The sequence below is a fragment of the Ornithinimicrobium sp. F0845 genome (assembly GCF_023015765.1).
Classification (GTDB): domain Bacteria; phylum Actinomycetota; class Actinomycetes; order Actinomycetales; family Dermatophilaceae; genus Ornithinicoccus.
Map to the genome: position 1 here is coordinate 125668 of NZ_JALKAL010000006.1, position 23425 is coordinate 149092.

The 23425-nt window shown below is 71.9% G+C and carries 18 protein-coding genes and 1 riboswitch; of the genes, 12 read left to right on the forward strand and 6 right to left on the reverse strand.

Features of this window, described 5'->3' with window-relative positions:
- Window positions 1–24: 24 nt before the first annotated feature.
- Window positions 25–3360 (forward strand): TM0106 family RecB-like putative nuclease, encoded by a 3336-nt coding sequence (locus MWU75_RS10700; protein ID WP_247090416.1) that lies wholly within the window; start codon window positions 25–27, stop codon window positions 3358–3360.
- A 139-nt stretch (window positions 3361–3499) separates the two neighbouring features.
- On the opposite strand, the gene MWU75_RS10705 is transcribed toward MWU75_RS10700, so the two are convergent.
- Window positions 3500–4012 (reverse strand): hypothetical protein, encoded by a 513-nt coding sequence (locus tag MWU75_RS10705; protein WP_247090418.1) that lies wholly within the window; start codon window positions 4010–4012, stop codon window positions 3500–3502.
- A gap of 202 nt (window positions 4013–4214) precedes the next feature.
- Between MWU75_RS10705 and MWU75_RS10710 the strand changes: the two genes are divergently transcribed.
- Complete coding sequence (locus MWU75_RS10710; RefSeq protein WP_247090420.1) at window positions 4215–5495, forward strand: DUF445 domain-containing protein; 1281 nt, start codon at window positions 4215–4217, stop codon at window positions 5493–5495.
- A 57-nt stretch (window positions 5496–5552) separates the two neighbouring features.
- On the opposite strand, the gene MWU75_RS10715 is transcribed toward MWU75_RS10710, so the two are convergent.
- Both MWU75_RS10715 and MWU75_RS10720 read right to left on the reverse strand, forming a co-directional pair.
- On the reverse strand, window positions 5553–6635 hold the full coding sequence (locus tag MWU75_RS10715; RefSeq protein WP_247090422.1) for an MBL fold metallo-hydrolase: 1083 nt from the start codon (window positions 6633–6635) through the stop codon (window positions 5553–5555).
- Window positions 6632–7306, reverse strand: coding sequence for a DedA family protein (locus tag MWU75_RS10720; protein WP_247090424.1), 675 nt, complete (start codon window positions 7304–7306; stop codon window positions 6632–6634). The genes MWU75_RS10715 and MWU75_RS10720 overlap by 4 nt, the downstream gene beginning before the upstream one ends.
- A gap of 687 nt (window positions 7307–7993) precedes the next feature.
- On the opposite strand from MWU75_RS10720, the gene MWU75_RS10725 reads away from it, so the two are divergent.
- The 7 genes from MWU75_RS10725 (at window position 7994) to MWU75_RS10755 (ending at window position 14150) form a co-directional block, all read left to right on the forward strand.
- A complete protein-coding gene (locus MWU75_RS10725; protein WP_247090426.1) occupies window positions 7994–8245 on the forward strand; it encodes a hypothetical protein in 252 nt (83 codons plus the stop codon).
- Between the two features lie 355 nt (window positions 8246–8600).
- Window positions 8601–9050, forward strand: a complete 450-nt coding sequence (locus MWU75_RS10730) for a hypothetical protein (protein WP_247090428.1) — start codon at window positions 8601–8603, stop codon at window positions 9048–9050.
- Window positions 9051–9107: 57 nt separating this feature from the next.
- Complete coding sequence (locus MWU75_RS10735) at window positions 9108–9929, forward strand: hypothetical protein (RefSeq protein ID WP_247090430.1); 822 nt, start codon at window positions 9108–9110, stop codon at window positions 9927–9929.
- 67 nt (window positions 9930–9996) lie between these two features.
- A riboswitch (SAM riboswitch) is annotated at window positions 9997–10087 on the forward strand.
- Window positions 10088–10340: 253 nt separating this feature from the next.
- Window positions 10341–10895, forward strand: coding sequence for a flavin reductase family protein (locus MWU75_RS10740; protein WP_247090432.1), 555 nt, complete (start codon window positions 10341–10343; stop codon window positions 10893–10895).
- Window positions 10896–10898: 3 nt separating this feature from the next.
- Window positions 10899–12047, forward strand: coding sequence for a dimethylsulfone monooxygenase SfnG (gene sfnG / locus MWU75_RS10745; RefSeq protein WP_247090434.1), 1149 nt, complete (start codon window positions 10899–10901; stop codon window positions 12045–12047).
- Entirely contained in the window at window positions 12047–12685 is a 639-nt protein-coding gene (locus MWU75_RS10750) for an OsmC family protein (RefSeq protein WP_247090436.1), read from the forward strand. Before sfnG ends, MWU75_RS10750 begins: the two co-directional genes overlap by 1 nt.
- Window positions 12686–12722: 37 nt before the next feature.
- Complete coding sequence (locus tag MWU75_RS10755; RefSeq protein WP_247090438.1) at window positions 12723–14150, forward strand: M1 family metallopeptidase; 1428 nt, start codon at window positions 12723–12725, stop codon at window positions 14148–14150.
- Between the two features lie 73 nt (window positions 14151–14223).
- Here the strand turns inward: MWU75_RS10755 and MWU75_RS10760 are convergent, their stop codons facing one another.
- On the reverse strand, window positions 14224–15297 hold the full coding sequence (locus tag MWU75_RS10760) for a methyltransferase domain-containing protein (protein WP_247090440.1): 1074 nt from the start codon (window positions 15295–15297) through the stop codon (window positions 14224–14226).
- A gap of 88 nt (window positions 15298–15385) precedes the next feature.
- On the opposite strand from MWU75_RS10760, the gene MWU75_RS10765 reads away from it, so the two are divergent.
- Window positions 15386–18253: a BTAD domain-containing putative transcriptional regulator gene (locus MWU75_RS10765; protein WP_247090442.1), complete on the forward strand. Its 2868-nt coding sequence runs from the start codon at window positions 15386–15388 to the stop codon at window positions 18251–18253.
- 66 nt (window positions 18254–18319) lie between these two features.
- Entirely contained in the window at window positions 18320–19216 is an 897-nt protein-coding gene (locus tag MWU75_RS10770) for an alpha/beta hydrolase (protein ID WP_247090444.1), read from the forward strand.
- 41 nt (window positions 19217–19257) lie between these two features.
- On the opposite strand, the gene MWU75_RS10775 is transcribed toward MWU75_RS10770, so the two are convergent.
- Both MWU75_RS10775 and MWU75_RS10780 read right to left on the reverse strand, forming a co-directional pair.
- Window positions 19258–19671, reverse strand: a complete 414-nt coding sequence (locus tag MWU75_RS10775; protein WP_247090446.1) for a type II toxin-antitoxin system VapC family toxin — start codon at window positions 19669–19671, stop codon at window positions 19258–19260.
- Window positions 19668–19913, reverse strand: a complete 246-nt coding sequence (locus tag MWU75_RS10780; RefSeq protein WP_247090448.1) for an AbrB/MazE/SpoVT family DNA-binding domain-containing protein — start codon at window positions 19911–19913, stop codon at window positions 19668–19670. Before MWU75_RS10780 ends, MWU75_RS10775 begins: the two co-directional genes overlap by 4 nt.
- A 370-nt stretch (window positions 19914–20283) precedes the next feature.
- Between MWU75_RS10780 and MWU75_RS10785 the strand changes: the two genes are divergently transcribed.
- A complete protein-coding gene (locus tag MWU75_RS10785) occupies window positions 20284–23307 on the forward strand; it encodes a cell wall-binding repeat-containing protein (protein ID WP_247090450.1) in 3024 nt (1007 codons plus the stop codon).
- Window positions 23308–23425: the final 118 nt, after the last annotated feature.

The window sequence follows — 23425 nt, forward strand, 5'->3', positions numbered from 1 at the left end:
ACCGCCGGATGTCATGGTGAGGACATGCACCTGATCGACGGCACGCCGCGGCTCAGCGCCACGGACCTCACGACGCACCTGGCGTGCGCCCATGCCACGACGCTGGATCTCGAGGCGGCCCGGGGACGGCGCGAGCGGCCGGAGGCCGGCTTCGATGAGCAGGTGCAGCTCGTCTTCGACAAGGGGCTGGCGCACGAGCGGTCCTACCTGGCCGCGCTGCAGGAGCAGGGGAGGCAGGTCGTGCACGTCCCGGGCCGCGGGTCCGTCGCCGAGCGCGAGGCGGCCACGGTCGAGGCGATGTATGCCGGGGCGCAGGTGATCTACCAGGCCGCCTTCGCGGACGAGAAGTGGGTGGGCTACGCCGACTTCCTGCTGAGGGTGGAGCGACCGAGCCGGCTGGGGAGCTGGTCCTACGACGTGGCCGACACCAAGCTGGCCCGCCACCTGCAGACCGCGGCCCTGCTGCAGATGGCCTCCTACGCGCAGCACCTCGAGCGGATCCAGGGCGTGGCACCGCAGCAGCTGGTGGTCGTCACCGGTGACGGCGCCGAGCACCCCTGGCGGCTCGTGGACGTCGAGTCCTACGCGCGCCGGACCCGGGAGCGGCTCGAGGACTTCGTCGCGGCGGGCACCCCGACCCGTTCGGCGAAGGTGTCGCACTGCGCCCGCTGCCGCTGGCTGTCGGTCTGTGAGCAGGAGTGGGTCGAGCGCGACGACCTGGTGCAGGTCGCCGGGCTGCGCAGCGACCAGCGCGAGCAGCTCGAGGCGGCCGGGATCACGACGGTGGCGCAACTGGCCTCGGCGACCGACGCCGACCTGGCCGGCGCGCTGACCAGCCGGACCCGCGACCGCGCCCGGAGCCAGGCCCGGCTCCAGGTGAGCGAGCGGGAGACCGGCGTTGCGTCATACGAGCTGCTGCCGGCACGCCCGGGTGAGGGGCTGGAGCTGCTGCCCGCGCCGGACCCGGGCGATGTCTACCTCGACTTCGAGGGGGACCCGTTCGCCGAGGACGGGGCCGGGCGGGAGTATCTCGCGGGCATCTGGACCCGCGACGAGGAGTTCCTGACCTGGTGGGCGCACGACCGCGCCGAGGAGAAGCAGCTGACGCGCGACCTGCTGACCTGGCTCGACGAGCGCTGGCAGCAGTTCCCGGGGATGCACATCTACCACTACGCGGCCTACGAGCAGACGGCGCTGAAGCGGATGGCCCAGCAGCACGCCACCGCCGAGACCGAGCTGGACATGCTGCTGCGCGGCGAGCGGTTCGTCGACCTGTATGCCGTGGTGCGGCAGAGCCTGCAGATCAGCAAGCCGAGCTACTCCATCAAGAAGCTCGAGGCCTTCTACTGGGAGCACGCCCGGACCGGGGAGGGCGATGAGGTCGCCGACGCGCTGACCTCGGTGATCGAGTATGAACGGTGGCTGGCTCAGGGCCGCGACGACCAGTCGATCCTGGACCGGCTGGCGGCCTACAACCGTGAGGACGTGCGCTCAACCCACGCGTTGCACGAGTGGCTGGAGGCGCGGCGCGCCGAGGCGGAGCACGTGCTCGGGCGCACGCTCGGCCGCCCGGGGGAGGGTGCGCGGGAGGAGGCCACCGACTCCGAGGCGATGCAGGTCGAGACGGCCCTGGCCGAGCGGCTGGTCGACGCCGGGCAGGAGCTGCTGGCCGGCTGCATCGGCTTCCACCGGCGCGAGCAGAAGCAGGTGTGGTGGGACTACTACCGCACGGCGGAGATGAGCGGCGAGGACCTCGCCGAGGACCGCGGAGCGACGCTGGGCGGACTCGGTGATCCCGTCGAGGTCGGCAGCATCGCGAAGTCCCTGCTGTGGCGCTACGAGTTCCCGCCCCAGGAGACGTCCCTGAGCCTCGCGAACACGGTGGACGATGCCCGCGAGCACACCCGGGTGGGCACCATCACTGAGCTGGACGCCGAGGCCGGCTACGTGGTCATCAAGCGGGTCAAGAGCTCCGGCTCGGTCACACCCACCGGGCTGGTCGGCAGGGACGTCATGCCTATCGCCGTGCTGCAGGAGTCGCTGCAGCGGCTGGCGGACGACACCCTCGCCGGGCGGGACACCATGGGGCTGGCGCTGCTCGAGGGGCGGGTGCCCTCCGGCATGGAGCCGCGCGCCGGGGAGAGCCCGGGCGAGGTCGTCCGGCGGGTCGGTGCCGGCCTGGACAGGCAGGTGCTCGCGGTGCAGGGGCCGCCCGGGTCGGGCAAGAGCTACTCCGGCACCCAGCTCATCCGGGACCTGCTCGACGCGGGTCTGCGGGTGGGGATCACCGCCAACAGCCATTCGGTCCTCACCCAGCTGGTCGAGGGTGTCGGACGCCCCGCGGTCCGCAAGGGCGTCGCGCGAGCTGACCAGAGCGGCCCGGTCCGGGTCCTGGCCGACAACGAGGGGATCGAGCGGGCCGTCGCGGAGGGGGCCACCCTGGTAGCCGGCACCGCCTGGCTGTGGGCCCGTGCCGGCATGGCCGACGCGGTGGACGTGCTGGTCGTTGACGAGGCGGGCCAGTTCGCGCTGGCCAACGCGCTGGCCGTGGCCCAGGCCGCCACTCGGGGCATCGTCCTGCTCGGCGACCCCCAGCAGCTGCCCCAGGTGGTGCAGGGCAGCCATCCCTACGGCGCCGAGCGGTCCGTCCTGGAGCACCTCATCAACGGTGCCGAGACCATCGCGGCCGACCGTGGGGTGTTCCTCGATCTCACCTACCGGATGCACCCGGCGATCACCCGCTTCGTCTCAGACCTGTCCTACGCCTCCCGGCTGGAGTCCGCGCCCGGGCGGGAGCGGCAGGAGGTGGCGGCGCCCGGCGAGCTGACCGGGTCGGGGCTGAGGTGGGTGCCGGTAGAGCACGAGGGCAACGTCTCGGAGTCCATGGAAGAGGCCGAGGCGGTCGTCGGGCTGGTCGCAGACCTGCTGCGGGGGACCTGGACCGACGACAAGGGCACCACCGCGTCGATCGGGTTGGCCGACATCCTCGTGGTCTCGCCCTACAACGCGCAGGTCAGGCTGCTGCAGGAGCATCTCCCGGAGGGCCTCCAGGTCGGCACGGTCGACAAGTTCCAGGGGCGCCAGGCGCCCGTCGTGATCTTCTCGATGGCTAGTTCGAGTGGGCAGGACGCCCCGCGCGGGGTGGGGTTCCTGCTCGACAGCCACCGGGTCAACGTGGCCGTCTCCCGCGCCAAGGCGCTCGCCGTCGTGGTCGGCAGCCCGGCCCTGCTGGAGTCACCAGTCAGCACCCCCGAACAGCTGCGGCTCGTCAACGCGCTGTGCCGGTTCGTGGATCTCGCTGAGGCTGCTGCTGAGGGCGACCCGAGCGCGGATGACGACGCCGACCGGGGTGTGGCCTGACCCCCGCCACGGGGTGACCGACTCCCGCTGCGTCGTGTCCGTCCGCACCTCGCGCGGACGGTGGGCGTGCACCTGCCGCCGCTGGCGGTGCCGGGGGTCGGGCCCCCGCAGATCGGCCGTGTGCATGACGGTCTCCATGTCAGCCCAACCTCACGCCGCGATCGCCCAGGCGACCGGGCGCCTGCAGCTTGGCCGTGTCCGACCGGGCCATCTTCGCGCCCTCCACCGGCGCGCTCACGCTCAGCGCATACCACTGGTCGCCGAAGTGCAGGCTGACACCGTCCGGGCCGAACGACATACGGTCGGACAGACCCGGGCCACCGCCGGGCAGGGGCACCGCCACGTCGACCGCGCGGATCTCGCCGGCCGCCAGGTGCAGGCCGAGCGGGTGCTCAAACCTGGAGGAGAAGCGGCGCCCGTCCGGCCGGTGCGGCTCGTCCCTGTCGCGCATCCCCGGCATCCCCTCGTTGTCACCCACGTCCTTGAGCGTGAAGGACAACTGCTGGACCGTGCGCGCCTCGGACTCGTGACCGGTCAGGGTGACCCGGACCGGGATGGTCGGGTCGTTCCAGTCGAAGTGTTTCGGCGCCTCCAGGTCCACCTTGATGCCGCCGGTGTCGAAGACCTTCTTGATCCTGTCGAAAAAACCCATGCGTCTCCCTCGCGTGTGTCACGAGACCTGGGGCGACGTCGTCGGTGCGCGCCGGTGAGCCTCCTGACGCCAGCGAGCCTACGGCGGGGGCCGGTCGGTCCGAATCCGTCGGGAGGATGACATCCGGTGGCCCTGAGGAGGTGCGACGTACCCTGATCCCCGACACTGGGCGGGGCGTGCGCCCCGCTGCGGAAGGACGCTGATGACTACTGCGACCCCGACGGTCGGTGCCGGACCGCGGATGCCGAACCTGAGCGAGGGCGACCTTGCGCGCCGGGCCAACCTGCGCCGCATGCGGTGGTTGGCCACCGGCCTGCTGGTGCTGGCGGCCATCGTCTTCGTCCTGACCCACGGCCACGGGGGCTTCTGGGGCTACGTCAACGCCGCGTCCGAGGCCGCGATGGTCGGTGCCGTCGCAGACTGGTTCGCCGTGACCGCACTGTTCCGCCACCCGCTCGGCCTGCCGGTCCCACACACGGCGATCATCCCGCGACGCAAGGACATGTTGGCCCGCAGCCTGGAGGAGTTCGTCGCTGGCAACTTCCTGACGGAGCAGACCATCCGGGAGCGCTATCTGGACGCGCAGGTGACCCGCCGGCTGGGGGAGTGGCTGAGTGATCCGGTGAACGCGGAGCGGGTGATCCAGGAGGCCTCGCCCCTGGCCGCACAGGCCCTGGAGCGCGTCGGCGGCCCGGACCTGCAGGAGTTCATCGAGCAGACCCTGCTGCCGCGGGTGCGCAAGGAGCCGCTGAGCCCGCTGGCGGGCCACCTGCTCGAGCAGGTCGTGCAGGACAAGGCGCACCACGGGTTGATGGACATCGCCTTCCGCGAGCTGCACACCTGGCTGGCGGTGCATCCCGAGGACGTCCGTCGCATCATCGCCGCCCGGGCCCCGTCGTGGTCGCCGACCTGGCTCGACGACGTGGTGGTCGGCCGGATCTACACCGAGCTCGTCGCCTGGGCCCGCGAGGTGGACCGGGACAAGGAGCACCGGGTGCGGCTGGCGCTCGACTCCTACCTGGCGGACCTGTCCCGCGACATGCAGCACGACCCCGACACGATCGCCACCACCGAGCAGCTCAAGGAGCGACTGCTGGACCACCCGCAGGTCGCCCCGAGCCTGCTCGCGGTCTGGGACGCGGTGAAGGTCGTGCTGCTCGAACAGCTCGGCGACCCGCAGGGGGTGCTGCGCACCCGGCTCGCGCAGGAACTGCAGGACCTCGGGCACCGGATGGTGAGTGACGACATACTGCGTCCTCGCCTGGATGCGTGGGGAGCCGACGCCGCAGCGGTCCTGGTCTCCCGCTACGGCTCCGAGCTGACCACGGTCATCAGCCACACCATCGAGCGGTGGGACGGCCGGGACGCCGCGGACCGCATCGAGCTGCACGTCGGGCGCGACCTGCAGTTCATCCGGATCAACGGCACCGTCGTCGGCGGCCTCGTCGGCCTGCTGATCCACACCGTCTCGCAGCTGCTCTGAGCCGCACACCCGGCCGGGGCGTCGTGAGCGCCGTGAGCGTTCCCTCTCGCGCGTTCCCTAGGAGGCGGCGGGGCCGGAGAGGCGATACACGTCGTGACCGTCCCCCTCGGTTGAGCGCAGCCGTCCCCGCGCCACGAGCAGCAGCAGGTGTGCGCGGGTCTCCATCGTGGCCAGGGCCGAGTTGAACAGGTCAAGTGTCTCGAACGCCCGCTCGTGACGGGTCCACGGCAGGGTCTTCGCGACGTCGTGCGCCGTCAGCCCGCGGTCACCGCTGAAGGCCGCCAGGCACTGCTCGAGCCGGTGCTCGTGGTGGCCGAGCAGCTGGTCGACCCGCTCGTGGGAGGACATCCCCACCGGCCCGTGCGCGGGCAGCACGCGCAGGTCGGGCAGGCCGCGCACCTTGGTCAGCGAGGCCATGAAGTCACCGAGCGGCTGCACCGGGTTGGCGCCCTCGAAGCCGATGGACGGGGTGATGGTCGGCAGCACGTGGTCACCGGCGAACAGCAGGCCCGCCGACTGGTCGGCGAAGACGTAGTGGCCCTGGGTGTGTCCCGGGGTCGAGACCGCGTCGAGGGCACGCTGCCCCACGGCGATCTGGTGGTCGCCCTCCAGCCAGGCGTCCGGGTAGCCCCACAGGGACGGGTCGATCCGCTCGTCACGGTGCTCCGCGGCCCACCGCTCGGCGATGTCCCTCGCACCGGAGCGCACCAGCACCGGGGTGTGGTGACTCTCCCCGGGCACCGCCTGCTGCAACCGGTCCAGGGACGGCTTCTCGGCCAGGCCCAGACTGACGTGGGAGCCGACCTCCCGACCCAGGACGACCGCCTGGGTGTAGTGGTCCCGGTGCACGTGCGTCACGAGGAACGACCGGATGTCGTGCACGGTGCGACTGATGGTGGCCAGGGAGCGGTCGAGCACGGTGCGCGAGGCCTCGATCGCCCAGCCCCCGTCGATCAGGGTCAGACCGGACTCGGTCTCGATCGCGTAGACGTTGACCGCCCGCAGCCCGTCCATCGGCAGCGGCAGCGGGATCCGGTAGATCCCCGGTGCGACCTGCCAGGCACCCTCCTCGGTCCAGTGCGTGCCGGAGTCGGGGGACACGGCGCGCGCCGTCGGCGTGCTCTCCTGGGAGGTGGTCATCTCTCGATCATGTCAGGTGACTGATCTGCTGGACCCGGCACCTCGGCATACTGCCGCTCCTGCTCCGGCTCCATCGTGAAGCGCTGCACGAGGCGGTCCACCAGAGCGCCCAGGACGATGCCGAGCCCGATCGCCAGGACCACGCCCAGCAGCGGATGGTCGTGCATCCAGGTGCCGCCGAGCCACCCGACCCCGACCCCGAAGCAGGCCCAGACCGTGCCCGCGGTGAGGCAGAGCGGGAGGTAGCGGCGCAGCGACATCCCCACCGCACCCGCGGTCAGGTTGACCACGACCCGCACCACGGGCACGAACCGGCCGGTGATGATGAACAGGGCGCTGCGGCGGCGCAACGTCCGGCCGGTGCGGTCGATGACCGCGGCCATCCGCGGGGTGCGCATCCAGGCGAACCTCCGCAGACCCACGCGGCGACCCAGGGAGTATGCCGTGAGGTCACCCAGGACCGCGCCCGCCGCTCCGGCGAGGAGCACCAACCCGACGTTCGGCTGCCCGGTCGCGGCCGCGACCGCGGCCAGGCCGATCACCAGCGACTCGCTGGGCAACGGCGGGAAGAAGCCGTCCACGGCGCAGAACAGCAGGAGCGCGAGGGGCACCCACGGCTCGGTGGCGGCGTCAAGCAGGACGGTGTTGAGGGTGTCGATCAGGTCCAGCACGGGCGGGCTCCAGCCGTCGGGTTTGGCATCCGGTCAGGACGCTCGTTCCACGGTGTCTGGTCACCGCCCGCTGCGGTATCGGGGGTGACCCTGGGCGGACCCCCAGTCGCCCCTGAGTCGCCGGTGCCTAGACTCAAGCCGAGTGGGGACAGGTGTCCCGCGCTTGTCTTCGATCACGGTCCGCGCCGTCCTTGTTGACGCCCGAGACCTGGACGCTGCGGAGGAGCAGTACCTGGCGCACAGTCGGCTCACGTACACCTCGGTGGAGGACGTGTCGCCGACCCTGCTCCCGGACGGTCCGGTCCTGCTGCACGTCGATGTCGATGTCATTGACGCACAGGAGATTCCCGGACTGCGCTTCCCGGCAGCCAACGGGTCCGACACGCTCGCGGGTCGTTGCAGCCGTCCAACGACTCATAAGCAGCGGTCGCATAGTGGCTCTCGACGTGGCGTGTCCGTGGCTCGAGCCAACCGGCGACGACGACATTGCACGGCGAGCAGAGGTAGTCGCATCCTTGCTGCTGGTCGACCTCCCGTAGGAGCTACCAAGCACGCTCATCGGCACGAGCGACCTACGGCGGATGAGTGCGTCCAGCCTCGTGGTCAGGAGCGTCTCGACGTGTAGCATCAACCATTGCTCAGCGCCTGCGTCCACTCGGTTTCGGTCGGCACCAAGAGCCCTGGGAAGTGACCGTCCTCCTCATGGTCGAACCCCACCATGGTGCTGAGGGGCTCGTCCTCCAGGCCGATGAACTGCACTATGCAGTGGTTGACACCCGGGCCATAGAACTCCCGGATGACTCCAGGGTGGTGGTGTTTGAGAACACGCCCGGCCCGAACGAGGTCGGGATCCAAGACTCCGATGCGTCGTCGTCCCCTGAGTACAGGACACTGACGCCGACCCTCGCCTCGTCGGCTCGCAGGAAGCGCATGAGGTGAGTGTTCCATGAGCTCCAGGCAGCATGTCCGGTGATCCGCATCAGCCCCAACGATGGTGGCACGTGTCCGGGAACTACTCACTCCCTGCCGCTCGACGGGGTAGTTCTCGGGCACGTGCCCGCCTGGCTGTGACGCGAGTGGCGGGTGTGGCTGGCCTCCTGACCTCGCGCACATCGGCACGAGAGTGAGGTGCCCCGGACGTTAAGGGACAGGACGTCCCAGTCGGCGGACAGTAGATCTCCGTGGTGGCGGATGGCTCGACCGCTTGCCCGCCCCGGGCGGTGAATCTGCAGGTCAGCGCGTCCCTGTGGACAAGATCTGCGCGCCGACGGGGCATGTCGACACCATCAGCCCCATGACCGACGACAACATCTTCAATCTGGACGCACGACCGGCGATGCCCTCGCTCTGGGATCCCGAGGTCGCCAATGCGGCGCTCGACGCGTTCGTGGACGAGGACGACCGGATGACCGGTGGGCTCGCGTTCCTGTTCTGCGACGAGGAGGGCAAGCTGCTGCAACCGGTCCTGGTCGCCGACCTGCCCACACCGCTCCGCGCAGCCGACCGTTGGACGGCACTGCGCTGGGCCACCGGGCTCTGCGAGATGGTCGGGGACGACCACGCCGGTCCGCTGGGTCTGATCCTCGCGGTCGTCCGGGAGGAGGGCCCGGTCTGCGACGAGGACCGGGAGTGGCACCAGGTGGCGCTCGACGCGTGCGCCGAGGTCGGCGCGCCGATGCTCGGGATGCACCTGGTGACGATGGACGGGGTGGTCGCCCTGCCCGCGGCCCTCCGCGCGGCGTAGTGCTCTGCTGCGCCGACCTGGGGTGCTCCGGCCGACGGTGGCGTTACGCTGACGCGTATGGCCGACCGGCACCGTCGCGGGGAGGCGGTGGCTGTGCTTGCGGCCGCCGCGCTGGCGCTGGCTGCCTGTGGCACCCAGACCGAGGAGGACCCGAGCCTGAGCATCGGCCCGACCGGTCCCACGGACGGGGAGGACCGCACCGACCCCGACGCGACCGGCGAGCCTGCCGCCACCACGGCACCCTCACCGACCACGTCGGGGCCGACCACCGATCCGGCGGCGACTGCCGGCCCGTCGACCTCTGGCACCTCGACCTCTGGCACCTCCACCGGCACGGGCGATGCCACGGTGACTGACGTCCCTGACCCGAGCGAGGTCCCGACCACCACCACGGAGGAGCCCGCCGGGGAGGCAGGGGCCGAGGGCGACCCGGGGCCGCTGCCCGGTTTCGCCGAGGAGACCGTGCAGCAGGACCCGACCGGCCAGGCGCAGCTCATCATCGACGGCATCCGGCTCGGGCTCCAGGACGGCTTCGACCGGGTCGTGCTGGACCTGTCAGGCACCGGCGAGGTCGGCTGGCGGGTGGAGTACGTCGATGCGCCCGCTCTCGACGGCAGCGGCATCCCGGTCGACCTGGCCGGCGACCACGTCCTGGTGGTCAGCGCCCTCGGGATGGCCTACCCCGAACCCGGCGACACGACATACGACGAGCTGCTGCTGGTGGACGGTGGCGACCTGACGACGGTGAGCGAGGTCCTGCGGGCGGTGCCCTTCGAGGGCCAGGTCCAGGTGTATGTCGCGACGCGGGACCGCGTGCCGTTCCGGGTGTTCCGGTTGGGCGACCCCGAGCGGCTCGTCGTTGACGTGCAACACCCCTAGGCCACGAATCTTCGGCCGCCCGCCTGTCTGAGTTGACATTGCCGAAGATCCTGTGATTGGGTGACGCCACCCATCCAGAGCGGCCGAGAGACCTGGCTCGTCGACGCCGCAGCAACCATCCCGTGGGGGACAGGTGCTCACGCCAGGACCGATGGAGGCATCGTGCACGACAGCACCACGCACATCCCGCACCTGCGACGCCATGTCGACCTGATGCGCCGGGCGGTCAGCGCCTGTCGTCCCTGACGCGCTGCCCGCCGCTCTCCCCGCCTGAACCCTCGCCACACCGGCGATCCCCGCGCGCCCGAGCGCGCTCCCGGTCCCTGCCTCGCAGGGCCGCCACCCCTGCCGCGCAGGGGTCCTTCACCACGCGGTCCGCCCCGACGGACCCGGCCATGTCAGGAGATCCACATGTCCGCCCAACCGCTCACCCGTCCCACCATCCCTCCCGAGAGCCAACCCGTGGACCTGCGCCACGCCTTCGGCCGCGCCGCCTCCAGCACCTGGGTCGTCACCGGCTCGGGGGAGCGGGGGCCTGTCGGGTTCACCGCGATCTCGATCGTGTCGGTGTCCGTGTCGCCGCCGCTCGTCTCGTTCAACATCGCCAAGACGTCCTCGTCGCTGGTGACCATCGCCCAGTCCGGCCGGGCGGCGCTGCACCTGCTCGCCGAGGACCAGGAGCCGCTGGCCCAGCGGTTCGCCCGGGACCGCACCCGGCGGTTCGTCGACGACGGCGCGTGGGCCTATGACGACCACGGGCTGCCCACGATCCACGGTGCAGCCTCCCGGCTGGTGACCCGGATCCACGACCTGGTCGACGCCGGCGACAGCTTCCTGGCGGTCGCGCGCGTCGAGCACGCGGTCACCTCCGGCCGGCGCCCGCTGCTGCACCACGCCGGGGCCTACACGCCACTCGGCGAGCCCGCCCTCCACAGCCTCACCCACCCCACCACCCCAGGAGCCTGACCCATGACACACGCCATCTCGACCGAGGACCTGTCCTTCGCCTACTGGGTGCCCAACGTCTCCGGCGGCCTGGTCGTCTCCACCATCGACCAGCGCACGGACCACACGCCGGCTTACAACCGCGAGGTGGCGCGCACCGCCGAGCGGGTCGGCTTCGACTACGCCCTGACGCAGGTGCGCTACCTGGCCTCCTACGGCGCCGACGCCCAGCACGAGTCGGTCTCCTTCTCCCTCGGGCTGCTGGCCGCGACCGAGCGGCTCAAGGTCATCGCGGCCGTCCACCCGGGCCAGTGGCCGCCGACCATCCTGGCCAAGCTCGCGGCGACCGCTCAGGAGCTCTACGACAACCGCTTCGCGCTCAACGTCGTCTCCGGCTGGTTCAAGCGGGAGTACACCGACCTGGGGCTCGCGTGGCTCGACCACGAGGAGCGCTACCGCCGGGCCGAGGAGTTCATCGAGGTGCTTCGCGGGCTCTGGACCGAGGACGACTTCACCTATCGCGGCGACTTCTACCGCACCCGCGACGTCACCTTCCGGCCCCAGCCCCGCCTCCAGCCGGAGGTCTTCCAGGGAGGCAACTCGACCTCCGCCCGCGCCATGGCCGGACGGCTCTCCGACTGGTACTTCATGAACGGCAACTCCCTCGAGGGCGCCGCCGAGCAGATCCAGGACGTCGGAGCCCAGGCCGCCGCTCACGGCCGCCGGGTCCGGTTCGGGCTCAACGGCTTCGCCGTGGTCCGCGACACCGAGGCGGAGGCCCGCGAGGTGGTCGAGGAGATCATCGCCAAGGCCGACGTCGACAAGGTCAACGACTTCGGCACCGCGGTCAAGCAGGCCGGTGCCGCGACCGCCGACAAGAAGGGGATGTGGGCCGACAGCGAGTTCAAGGACCTCGTGCAGTACAACGACGGCTTCCGCACCGGTCTGATCGGCACCCCCGAGCAGGTCGCCCGCCGTATCGTGGACTACAAGAAGGTCGGCGTCGACCTGCTCCTGCTCGGCTTCCTGCACGTGCACGAGGACGTCGAGCGGTTCGGCACCGAGGTCATCCCCCTCGTCCGCGAGCTGGAGCGCGAGGCGGGTCTGGAGCCGACGCAGTATGCCGGGGCTCGCCACAGCGAGTCCGTCACGGATGAGGAGGCGGTGGCCTGATGACAGAGGTCGTGACCGCGGTCGGAGCCGACTCGACCGAGGGCGGAGCCGACGCGCCGGCCGCGGCGGCGGCCGCGCTGCGCGCGCGGCAGAAACCGGTGAAGACGCGCTACCGCGAGGACCCCGACTCCGCGCTGACCCCCAGCACGGCAACCGCCCGGGTGGACCAGGCCGGGCTGACGGCGACGGTCGGGACGTGGGCCGGCGACGTCGTCGCGGGCCTGCACCCCGCCGCCGGTGGCGACGGCACGCAGGCCTGCTCCGGCGACATACTGCTGCAGGCCCTGGTCGCGTGTGCCGGGGTGACCCTGTCCTCGGTCGCGACGGCGCTGGGTGTCGAGCTGCGCTCGGCGACGGTGACGGCCAACGGCACCTGGGACGCGCGCGGCACGCTCGGCGTCGACCGGGAGGCCCCGGTCGGGCTGACCGGCATCGAGCTGCTCTTCGCCCTGGACACCGACGCCGATGAGGACAAGGTGACCCGGCTCCTGGAGCTGACCGAGCGCTACTGCGTCGTGGCCCAGACCCTGCACGACCCGCCCGAACTCAGCATCCGTAGGGCCGTAGTCCACCGAGCGCACGGAGTGGCGGTCAGCGACCTACGAAATTCGGTCGCGACCACACTCCGGCGGGATTAACGTCAGAAGACTTCCGCCATCCGACACTGGAGTCCTGATGACCGCCTCACCGCTGCGCCTCGCCCTCGCCGGCACCGCCGCCGTCGCCCTCACGCTGACCCCCGCCCTGGCCGGGGCGGCCCCCGGCAGACCGGGTGAGCCGCGCTTCCAGGAGGGCGCGGACGGGGCGGGTGATCCGTACTTCCCGCTGGCGGGGAACGGCGGCATCGACGTGCTGCACTACGACCTCGACCTGACCTACCAGCTGCCCGACCCCGCGCCGGCACCGTTGGAGGGACAGCTCGACGGGGTGGCCACGATCGAGCTGCGGGCGACGCAGGACCTGCACCGGTTCAACCTCGACCTGCGGGGGCTGACCGCGAGCGAGGTGGTCGTAGACGGCAAGTCGATGCGCTTCGACCAGGTCGAGAACGAGCTGCGGGTCAGTCCGCGGCCCAAGCTCAAGACCGGCGACGAGGTCACCGTGGAGATCACCTACGGCGGCACCACCACCCGGCCGACCGACATCGAGGGGGCCCTCTACGGCTGGGTGACCACCCGCGACGGCGCCATGGTCGTCAGCGAGCCCGACGGCTCGGCCACCTGGTTCCCGGTGAGCGACCACCCGACCGACAAGGCGACCTACGCCTACGAGATCACCGTCCCGGAAGGGTCGGTCGCCGTCGCCAACGGGCTGCTGGAGGGGTCGGAGACCAACGACGGGTGGACGACCTGGACCTGGGACGCACCGGACCCGATGGCCGCCTACCTGGCCACCGCCACGGTCGGCGACTTCGAGCTGGACTCCTACGTCGCGGCGAACGGCACGCAGATCATTGACGCGGTTGATCCTGGTCTGCCGGCGTCGGCCTCGGCCAGCCTGGCGCTGACCAGCGACATGCTGGTGTTCTTCGAGGACGCCTTCGGGCCGTACCCGTTCAACTCCTACGGCGCGATCGTGGACGACGACTCGGTCGGTTACGCCCTGGAGACCCAGACCCGCTCGTTCTTCAGCCGCCGCGCGGCAGAGGGCACGGTCGCCCATGAGCTGGCGCACCAGTGGATGGGCAACCACGTCAGCCCGGGGCGCTGGGCCGACATCTGGCTCAACGAGGGCTGGGCGTCCTACTCCTCCTGGATGTGGAGCGAGGAGCAGGGCCGAACCACCGCCCAGGAGAACTTCGAGGACGTGATGAGCACGCCGGCCGACGACGGCTTCTGGGACGTGGTCGTCGCCGAACCCGGACCGTTGTGCCTGTTCTGCGGCGCGATCTATGACCGTGGCGCAGCGACCCTGCACGCGCTGCGGGTCGAGATCGGCGACGGCGCCTTCTTCGAGCTGGCCAAGACCTGGGTCGCCGAGTTCGGCGGCGGCACGGCGACCACCGCCGACTTCACTGCGCTCGCCGAGGGTGTCTCCGGCCAGGACCTCGAGGGCTTCTTCGACGTGTGGCTCTACACCCCGGAGAAGCCGACAACCTGGTGACCCACCCCCGACCGAGCGCGCGGGACGTCCTCCCCGGAGGCCACCCGTGCGCCCGGTGGGGGGGTCAGGGGGGTCACGGGCGGGCCTCGATGACCATGTTGAAGTCGTTCTCGGCGGCTCGGCGGACCGACCCGAAGCCGGCCTCGGCCAGCACCTCCCGCAGGCGCGACTCGCCGGCCAGGGCACCGAGGGCGAGACCCACCGGCTGCGACAGCGAGTTCGGCGTGCACAGGAAGGTGGAGGCCGCGAACCCGAGGGCGGCCATCGGGATCGTCCCCAGCGTCGTCGCCAGGTCGTCGGCGGCGCGTGGCTCGATCAGCACGAGCGTGCCGTCGGCGGCCAGTGACTGCCGGGCGTGGGCGGCGGCACCGACCGGGTCGCCGAGGTCGTGGAAGGCGTCGAAGAAGGTGACCAGGTCGACGTCCTTGTCCGGGTAGGCCTGGCTGTCGCTCACCCCGAACCGCACCCGGTCCGACAGCCCGGCGTCCGCGGCCCGGCGGGTAGCCGTCTCGATCGAGGCGGCGTGCACGTCGTAGCCGACGAACTGCGAGGCGGGGTAGGCCTGCGCCATCAGGAGCACCGGGGCGCCGTGCCCGCAGCCGACGTCGATCACCCGGGCGCCGGCCCGCAGCTTCTCGTGCACGCCGGCGAGCGCCGGGATCCACTCGCTGACCAGGCTGTTGCGGTAGCCGACCGAGAAGAACCGCTCGGTCGACTCGAAGACCGTCGGGTCCTGGTCGGCCCAGGGGATGCCGGCCCCGCTGCGGAACGCCTCGACCAGCTCGTCGGTCCGGCGGTGCATCCCGCTGATCAGCGGGGCCGCCCCGGCCATCGCCGCGGGGGAGTCGTCCGCGGCCAGCACCGCCGCGTGCTCCGGCGGCAGGGTGAAGGTCCCGTCCTCGGGGTCGTGCTGGACGATGCCGACGGCAGCCTGCTGCGCCAGCCACTCGCGGACGTACCGCTCGGCGGTGCCGGTGTCCGCGGCGAGCTGCGCGGGGGTGAGGGGACCGCCCGCTGCCATGGCGGCATACAAGCCGGTCCGGTCGCCGACCACCATCATGGCGGTGGTGGCACCCCCGGCCAGCAGGCCGCCGATGTGCTGGGCGAAGGCTCCGACCTTCTCGAGGTCCAGTGTTGCGGTTGTCATGATCTCTCCTCTGCTGGGACTGGACGACCAGCGTGCGCTGTGCGGATTTCACGGGAGTTTCACCGCGACGTCGGGCACACTGGGGCCGATGCCTGAGCTGCGGTACGGCGTGCTCGGAGCGCTGGAGGTCCACGTCGACGGCCACCCGCGGGAGATCCCCGCGGGCCGTCAGCGGGCCGTGCTCGCCTGCCTGCTCGCCCACCGCGGGCGGCCCGTCCCCGCGGCCGCGCTCGTCGAGGCCGCGTGGGGCGAGGAGCTGCCGGAGGACCCGGCGCGGGCGCTGCGGACCGTGCTCTCCCGCCTTCGCGCGCACCTGGGACAGGAGGCGATCCGGCTCGACCCCGCGGGCTACCGCCTGACCCGCGCCCCGACCGACGCCGAGGAGTTCCTGGATCTCGTGGAGCGGGCCCGCACCGCCGAGCCCGCCGTGGCCGGCGACCTCCTCGGCCGTGCGCTGGCCCTGTGGCGCGGCCCGGCCTACGGGGAGTATGCCGACACGCCCCTGATCTCGACCGTCGCCGAGCACCTCGACCGGCTGCGGAGGGACACGATCGAGGCGCGTGCCTCCGCGCTGGTCGAGACGGGGCAGCCGGCTGACGCAGTGGCCGGCCTCGAGGAGCTGCTCGCCGAGCAGCCGTTCCGCGAGAGCACGGTGGAGCTGCTGGTCAGGGCGCTGTACCACGCCGGTCGGCAGACCGAGGCGCTGGATCGGCTGCGGGCCTACCGGGCGCTCCTCGGTGAGGAGCTCGGACTGGACCCCTCGCCCGCGCTCACCGAGCTCGAGGGGCACATCCTGGGGCACGGGCTCGCGGCACCGCGCACCCGGACGGCCGGGCCGCCCGCGTGGCTGGACACGTCCACCGCGTTCATCGGTCGGGAGGACGACCTGGCGGAGCTGGTCGCGGCGGTCGCTGACAACCAGGTGACGGTGGTGACCGGCCCCGGCGGCGTCGGCAAGTCGCGGCTCGCCGCGGAGTCCCTGGCGGTGCTGCACGACCGGCTGGGGCTGCCGATCTCCGTGGTGGAGCTCGCCGGGGTTCCCCGTGGCGGGGCCCGGGCCGCGCTCGCCGAGGGGTTGGGGCTGCGTGGTGACGCCGACGCGGACACCGACGCCCTGGTGGAGTTCCTGACCGCGGTCCCGCACCTGCTGGTCCTGGACAACTGCGAGCACCTGCTCGACGAGCTGGCGCCGCTCGTCGCCACGATCGCTCGGCGGTGCCGGGACGTGCGGGTGCTGGGCACGAGCCGGCACCGGCTCGGCGTCCCCACCGAGCTGGTCCTGCCGTTGACGCCGCTGCGGCTGCCCGACCCGGGCGCGACGGTCGGCAGCCAGGAGTCGACGGCGTCGGTGCGGATGCTCGGCGATCGGGTCCGGCGGCTGCGGCCCTCCTTCGCCGTCACCCCGGACAACGCGGCTGAGGTGAGCGAGCTGTGCCGCCGCTGCGACGGGCTGCCGCTGGCGCTAGAGCTGGCCGCCTCACGGGTGGCGACGACCGGCGTGGGCGAGGTCCTGGCGCGGCTGCCGGAGGACCTGTCATCCAGCGGACTCTCCGGCGTCGTCGCCTGGTCCTACCGGTTGCTGGGGGAGCCGGAACGATGGCTGCTGCAGTGCCTGTCGGTCTGTGCCGGCGACCTGGGGGCCGCGTCGCTCGCTGGTTTGATGCGACACGTCGACAACGGGGCCGAGGTCGGGCCCACCCTCGGCGAGCTGGTCGAGTCCTCGCTGGTCGTCCGCCATGAGGTCGGTGCGGGTCCGGGAGCCGACCGCTTCCGGCTGCTGGAGATGGTGCGCACCTTCGCCGCCCGTCAGCTCCAGGAGTCTGGCCGCGCCGAGGAGGTCCGGACGGCCCACGCGCACTGGGTGGCGGAGCTCGTGACGGACGTCCAGACCGACTGGGCGCGCGTCGACGGTGCCGAGCTGAGCGCCCGACTCGCCCGGTGCAGCGCCGAGGTGAGCACCGCCCTGCGGTGGGCGCTCGGGGCAGGGGAGGTCGCACTGGCCTCCCGGATCACGCACGCGCTGGCGCGGTGCTGGCACTGGACCCCCAGCCCGGCTGTGCGTGACCTGATGCTCGAGGTGGCGGAGCACGGGCTGCGGCACCCTGGTCCGGGCGTCGCGGCCGGTGTCGCGTCGGGGGCGTTCGTCGCGGGGGAGCGCGGCGAGGTGGGTCGCGGCGTCGAGCTCGCCACCGCCGCACTGGAGGCCTCGCACGATCCAGCGGTGCGCGCGACGGCGCAGTTGGCTCTGGCGGTGGCCGCGATGTACTCCGGCGACATTCCTGAGTCGGTCAGCCGGTTCCGCGCGGTCGCCGCGGATCCCGGGCTCACCGGCGAGGCCAACAGCTCCATGGCGCTGCTCGCCTGCTACGCCGACGACCTGGACACTGCCCGGGAGCACGCCGAGGTCGCGCTGGCCGCAGGGGCGGTGGGTAGCGACCACACCCTGGCGTTCGCACGCTACGCCGCCGGTGAGGTCGAGGCGCGCACCGACCCGGACGCGGGCGCGGTGCTGCTGCGGCAGGCAGCGGAGGAGGCCGACCGGATCGACGCCGAGCAGGTCGGACGCGTCGCCCGGATCGCCCTCTTCGCCCTGCTGGTGCGTGGCGGGGAGCGCGGCGAGGCGGTGACGCTGGGGCTGCGGCTGGTGTCGGACCTGCGCAGGCTGGCCGCCTGGAACCAGATCTGGACGCTGCTGCGGGTGCTCGCCGAGTTGCTGGCCGACAGCGGCAGGTGGTCGGACGCGGCGTTCCTCCTGGGGGCGGCGGCTGGGGCGAGCGGCGCACCGCCGCCGATGGGTGCCGACATCGAGCGGTATGCCGAGTTGCGAGCCGACCTGTCCCGTCACCTGGGCGCGCGGGTCACCGAGCAGATCGAGGCGCTCGCCGCGGCGACGCCCCGGACGGCGGTGCTCAGCCGGGCCGAGCACCTCCTGGAGAGCCACCCGGCCCGGCTCTGACAAACGGCCCGGCTCTGTGACACGGCCCGGCTCTGTGACACGGCCCGGCTCTGAGACACTCGGGTGGTGAGCACCGCCACCTCGGCCCTCGTCACCTCCTCCGGCCTGGCCTACCGCGTCCAGGGTGCCGCTGACGGCACACCCGTCGTCTCCCTGCACGGCACCCCAGGCTCCCGCTTCAGCGGCACCCCGGGCCCGGACGCGCTGCACGCCCTCGGTCTGCGCGTGGTCACCTACGACCGGCCGGGGTATGGCGAGACACCCGGCGGGGAGGCCCGCACGGTGCGCGAGCTGGCCCAGGACGTGCTCGACGTCCTCGACCACGCCGGGATCGAGACCCCGGCCGGGGTCTTCGCCGGCGGTGGCGGCACACCGGCCGCGCTCGCCGTGGCCGCGCTGCACCCCGAGCGGGTCGCCGCGCTGACGCTGATCTGGCCCCTGGCGCCCTCGGCCGCGGACGCCGGCAGCCCCGCGATGGAGTCGCACGAGTGGGCCCGCGACATGGACGAGCAGCAGCGGATGATGCACGCGTTGGCACTCCAGGACCCGGTGTTCCTGCGCGACCAGCTGGAGCTCGGGCTCGGCGCACACGCCGGCGCCGACGGCATCGTCCTGGACATGATCGAGGTGCAGGAGCCGTGGGGCGTGGACCCCGCCGACGTCCGCTGCCCGGTCGACGTCTGGTGGGGGACCGACTCGTCGGTGTCCCCGGCCGGCCACGCCGCCTGGCTCGCCGACCGGCTCAGCGGCGCTGACGTGGAGCGGCACGAGATTGCCGAGCACAAGTGGCACGTCCGCCGTCTCGTCGAGGTCTTCGCGGTCCTGGGGGAGCGGCTGGGGGCCACGCCGCCCATGAACCAGGAGCTCGAGGCGGCCGCGTGGTCCGCACCGGTCGACACCGACGGGTGCGGCAGCGGCCGGATCGGCGGCTGCGCCTGCGGCGCGGGCGGCTGCGGGTCCTGACGCAGCGGCGGGCGGGACCCTGCCGCTTCGCCGTTGACGAGTCAGATCAGGATGGAGGCGGCTCCGACCGCGTCGTAGGTCGCTCGGGCGCGCCGGTCGCGACTGAGTAGTTGGAGACCATGGTGCGCGGCGGTGGCACCGACGAGGGCGTCATACGTCGCACCTCCGCGGACGCCAGCCACAGCAAGCCGGCGCAGCAGGGCGTGGTGCTCGTCCGCGGGCAGGGTGCGGATGTCCAGCTTCAGGGCATCGATGACCTCGGCCGCGGCCTCCGGCGCCAGTCGATGTGGAGCGGGCAGTCGGGTCAGGACGCTGTAGAGCTCCAGCAGCACGTGCGCCGGCAGGATCTGCACGCCGCCCATGGCCGTGCGGGCCACCTCGTGCTGAGGGTGCCAGCTGAGCAGGGCAGCGACCAGCACGCTGGTGTCGCACGACCTCACCGTCGGGCGGTTCACCGGCGCGTGGAGTCGAGCGTGTCCCGCACGATCTCGTCCGTCAGTGGTGGCAGGTCCTCAAGGGGCCGGACCACCGGAAGACCATCCTCGATCGCCACCTGGACCTCAGCCGGCGCCAGCTCGATCTCGATCCGCCCGTCCACGAAGGTCACGTCAATCGCCCTCCCCGCGCTCAGCTGCATGGCGTCCCGGATCACCTTCGGCACCACGATCCGTCCAGCAGCATCAATGGTAGTCCGCATGGCAGAACAATACCGCTCCTCATGGCATGACACCGTGGGTCGTGGCCACGGAGTCCGATGCCTTCGACGCCGAGCAGAAGGCATCCCGGACCTCCCAAGGAATGCGCTGGTACCCAACCTCCCCAAAGATGCGCTGGAGGTGTAAAAACCTCCCCAAAGATGCGCTGGAGGGGTACAAAACCTCCCCAAAGATGCGCTGGAGGGGTACAAAACCTCCCCAAGAATTGGTGGGTCAGGATTGGGTAAAGAGTGATTGGGAACTCTTGACCAGTCGCGGGCCGACCGACAGGGTGGGCACATCCACCCTGTCGGCCGTCCGGGTGCAGGGGTTTTCCGGACGGCGGGCTCCCGCTCGGCAGAAGGATCGCCCATGACGCGTCGCACGCTGGCCACCGCACTCTCCGCAGCACTCCTGATCGCCGGCCCGGTCGCGGTCGCGTCCTCCGGGCACGGCGATCCACCCGGCCGCGCCACGGACGTCGGGACCCTCCAGTTGGATGACGCCGAGAGCGCCCTCGTCCGGCTGGAGCTGCCGGACCGCGCGGTCCTGGAGCAGCTGCTCCGGGACGACGCGGACATCGCCGCCATCCCGGCCGCCTCGCCGGAGGCCCGCGGTGACCGCGTGCTCGTCGATCTGGTGCTGACCGGCGAGGAGCTGGCGCAGCTGGAGTCGCAGGGCGCCACCGTGCTCCAGGTCATCCAGCGCGAGGGCGACGGGACCCGGCACTTCGAGGCCAGCCGGGAGGCGGCGGCCCGCCAGCACGAGGCCGGCCTGACCAGGACCGCGGGCTCTGCGGTGCCCCAGGACACGCTGACCTTCGACCACGCCTACTGGTGGACCTCCGGCGGGCAGACGTTCGTCCAGGTCCAGGTCTCCACCACCGCCGGGACCGACCCCGCCCTGCAGATCACGGTCGACTGGGAGAGCGCGGACGGGACGACCGGGAGTTTCCCGCTGGTCCGCTACGTCGACGCGGGCCAGTACCTGTTCCACTACCACCAGCCAGCGCCCCTACCGGACACGCCCGTCACGCTGACCGCCACGTCCAACCAGGGCGGCACCGCGACCGCCGAGCCGGTTTCGTGGCCGGGCAGCGAGCCGCCACCCCTGCCGTCGGGCTACCAGCAGGACTTCATCGACGCCTACCTGACGCCCTCCGAGATCAACGAGCGGATCGACCGGCTGGCGGAGCAGTACCCAGACCTCGTCGACGTCATCGAGCTGCCCCACCAGACCCACGGCTACAACCGGACCGCCAAGGCCTACCTCGGCGACCCGGCCGCGACCGCGATCGTGGTGGAGTCCGTCGCCTCCGGTGCCTCCGGCATGAACGGCACCGAGGTCCGGGTCGTGGACCCGGGCGCCCCGGACCAGGCCCTCAGCGGGGAGTATGCCGACGGGACCCTCACCGTCTCTCTCGCCACCGATGCCGCTGGTCAGGTGAGCAGCACGACCGAGGAGGTGACGGCATACCTCAACGAGCAGTTCTCCGGGACGTTCGGTGCCTTCGTCCTGGACGGCGCGGAGGGCCAGCCGATGCCCCTCGCCGAGGCCGTGCTTGATGACGGGCTGGAGGCCCCGCACCTGAGCCCCGACGGCGCCATGGTCCGCGCGCTGCGGATCGGCGTGCACCGCGACGGGTCGAGGCCCGGGGTCTACACCTACAGCCAGGAGCACGCCCGCGAGTGGGTCACGCCGCTGGTCACGATGGAGTTCGCCGAGCGCATGCTGGCCAACCACGCCACGGACGAGGAGACCGCCCGGCTGCTGGAGGAGGTCGAGATCTTCGTCCTGCCGGTGGTCAACCCGGACGGTGCGAACTACTCGTTCAACGACTACAACTTCCAGCGCAAGAACCTGTCCGAGCACTGCGAGGGCGTCAACCGGGAACCGGCCTGGGAGGACAACTGGGGTGTGGACGTCAACCGCAACTACGCGGTCGGCTCGGTCTGGGACGGCTATGTCGGCGGGTCGCTCAACTGCCTGTCGGGCAGTTTCGCCGGCACCGGTGAGCTGTCGGAGGCGGAGTCCCAGAACGTGACCTTCGTCGCCGAGCAGTTCCCGAACATCACCCACGCCATCAACGTGCACAGCTACGGCGGCTACTTCATGTGGTCTCCGGGCGCCTACCAGGCCGACGGCCGGGTGCCGCTGCCCCTGCCGGAGCCGGAGGTCGCCGAGGACTTCATGGTCGCCGCCCAGCGCATCGTGGGGGCCATCGCCGGGCACCGCGGCACGGTGACCTGGCCGTCCAAGACCGGTCCGGTCGTCGACGTGCTCTACAGCGCCGCCGGCAACTCCGGTGACCACCTGTTCTACGAGCACGACATCTACGCCTGGGACTTCGAGGTGGGCAACGACCTGTGGAACGAGGCCACCCAGCAGTGGGAGGGCGTCGGGTTCCAGCCGCCGTTCGAGGAGGCGCACCCCGAGTCCCAGGAGTATGCCGCCGGGCTGGTCGAGCTGGTCCGGGTCGCCGCTGACGACGCCCCGGTCCACCGGCTGAGCGGGGTGAACCGCTATGCCACGTCGGTGGCGATCGGTCAGGAGGCCTTCCCGGAGAGCCAGACGGCCGTGCTGGTCAGCGGTGCCGAGGTCGGTCTGGTCGACGGTCTGGTCGCCGGGCCGCTCGGCCGCCACCTGGAGGCGCCGGTCCTGCTGACCCGACCCGACCAGCTGCCCGCCGTGGTGGCGCAGGACCTGTCCGACCGCGGTGTCACCGAGGTGGTCGTGGTCGGCGGGGAGGGCGCGGTCAACGAGGCCGTCGTGGACACCCTGACCGGTCTGGGCATCGACTCCGAGCGGGTGTCCGGCAGCGACCGATTCGCCACGGCCGCCGCCGTCGCCGAGCGCCTGGGCGCGGGGGACGACGTCATCGTGTCCTCCGGTGAGGCCGGTCACCTCGTGGACGCCCTCGCGGTGTCCGGACCGGCAGCCGCCACCGGCACCCCGGTCCTGCTCGTCCGGCAGGACCGTGTCCCGAACGCCACGGCGCAGGCCCTGGAGGGCTACTCCTCGGCGGTGGCCGTCGGCGGCGCCGGTGCCATCTCCGACGACGTGCTCGCGGAGCTGCCGAACGCCGAGCGCCTCGCCGGTGCTGACCGGTGGAGGACGGCCACGACCATCGCCGACCACTATGTCGGTGAGGGACTGGACGCCACCTCGGTGGCGGTCAGCTCCGGCGCTGACGCCCACCTGGTCGACGCACTGCCCGGTGGCACGCTGGGTGAGGTGGTGCTGCTGTCCCGCCCGGGCGAGCTGCCCTCGGCGACCACCGCCTGGCTGGCCGCCTCGGCCGACACCGAGCACGTCTGGGTGCTGGGTGGTGTGACGGCGGTCGCGGACACCGTGATGGACACTCTCCGAGCGATGCTCGCGCCCTGGGCGGAGTGACCGGCTGACGGCCCCCGAGTTTCCGTGCACGGCCACCGAGTTCCCGTGCACGACCACCGAGTCGTCGTACCGGCACGTGCACGGGAACTACCCAAGGGTCGTGAGGTCCACGGGTAGT

What these genes read in the sequence shown, in the direction of transcription:
- MWU75_RS10765 (WP_247090442.1), top strand. Translation starts at nt 15,386, where the DNA reads ATGCCTGAGCTGCGGTACGGCGTGCTCGGAGCGCTGGAGGTCCACGTC.
- MWU75_RS10740 (WP_247090432.1), top strand. Translation starts at nt 10,341, where the DNA reads ATGTCCGCCCAACCGCTCACCCGTCCCACCATCCCTCCCGAGAGCCAA.
- MWU75_RS10710 (WP_247090420.1), top strand. Translation starts at nt 4,215, where the DNA reads ATGACTACTGCGACCCCGACGGTCGGTGCCGGACCGCGGATGCCGAAC.
- MWU75_RS10785 (WP_247090450.1), top strand. Translation starts at nt 20,284, where the DNA reads ATGACGCGTCGCACGCTGGCCACCGCACTCTCCGCAGCACTCCTGATC.
- sfnG (WP_247090434.1), top strand. Translation starts at nt 10,899, where the DNA reads ATGACACACGCCATCTCGACCGAGGACCTGTCCTTCGCCTACTGGGTG.
- MWU75_RS10715 (WP_247090422.1), bottom strand. Translation starts at nt 6,635, where the DNA reads ATGACCACCTCCCAGGAGAGCACGCCGACGGCGCGCGCCGTGTCCCCC.
- MWU75_RS10780 (WP_247090448.1), bottom strand. Translation starts at nt 19,913, where the DNA reads ATGCGGACTACCATTGATGCTGCTGGACGGATCGTGGTGCCGAAGGTG.
- MWU75_RS10750 (WP_247090436.1), top strand. Translation starts at nt 12,047, where the DNA reads ATGACAGAGGTCGTGACCGCGGTCGGAGCCGACTCGACCGAGGGCGGA.
- MWU75_RS10755 (WP_247090438.1), top strand. Translation starts at nt 12,723, where the DNA reads ATGACCGCCTCACCGCTGCGCCTCGCCCTCGCCGGCACCGCCGCCGTC.
- MWU75_RS10700 (WP_247090416.1), top strand. Translation starts at nt 25, where the DNA reads ATGCACCTGATCGACGGCACGCCGCGGCTCAGCGCCACGGACCTCACG.
- MWU75_RS10735 (WP_247090430.1), top strand. Translation starts at nt 9,108, where the DNA reads ATGGCCGACCGGCACCGTCGCGGGGAGGCGGTGGCTGTGCTTGCGGCC.
- MWU75_RS10730 (WP_247090428.1), top strand. Translation starts at nt 8,601, where the DNA reads ATGACCGACGACAACATCTTCAATCTGGACGCACGACCGGCGATGCCC.
- MWU75_RS10760 (WP_247090440.1), bottom strand. Translation starts at nt 15,297, where the DNA reads ATGACAACCGCAACACTGGACCTCGAGAAGGTCGGAGCCTTCGCCCAG.
- MWU75_RS10705 (WP_247090418.1), bottom strand. Translation starts at nt 4,012, where the DNA reads ATGGGTTTTTTCGACAGGATCAAGAAGGTCTTCGACACCGGCGGCATC.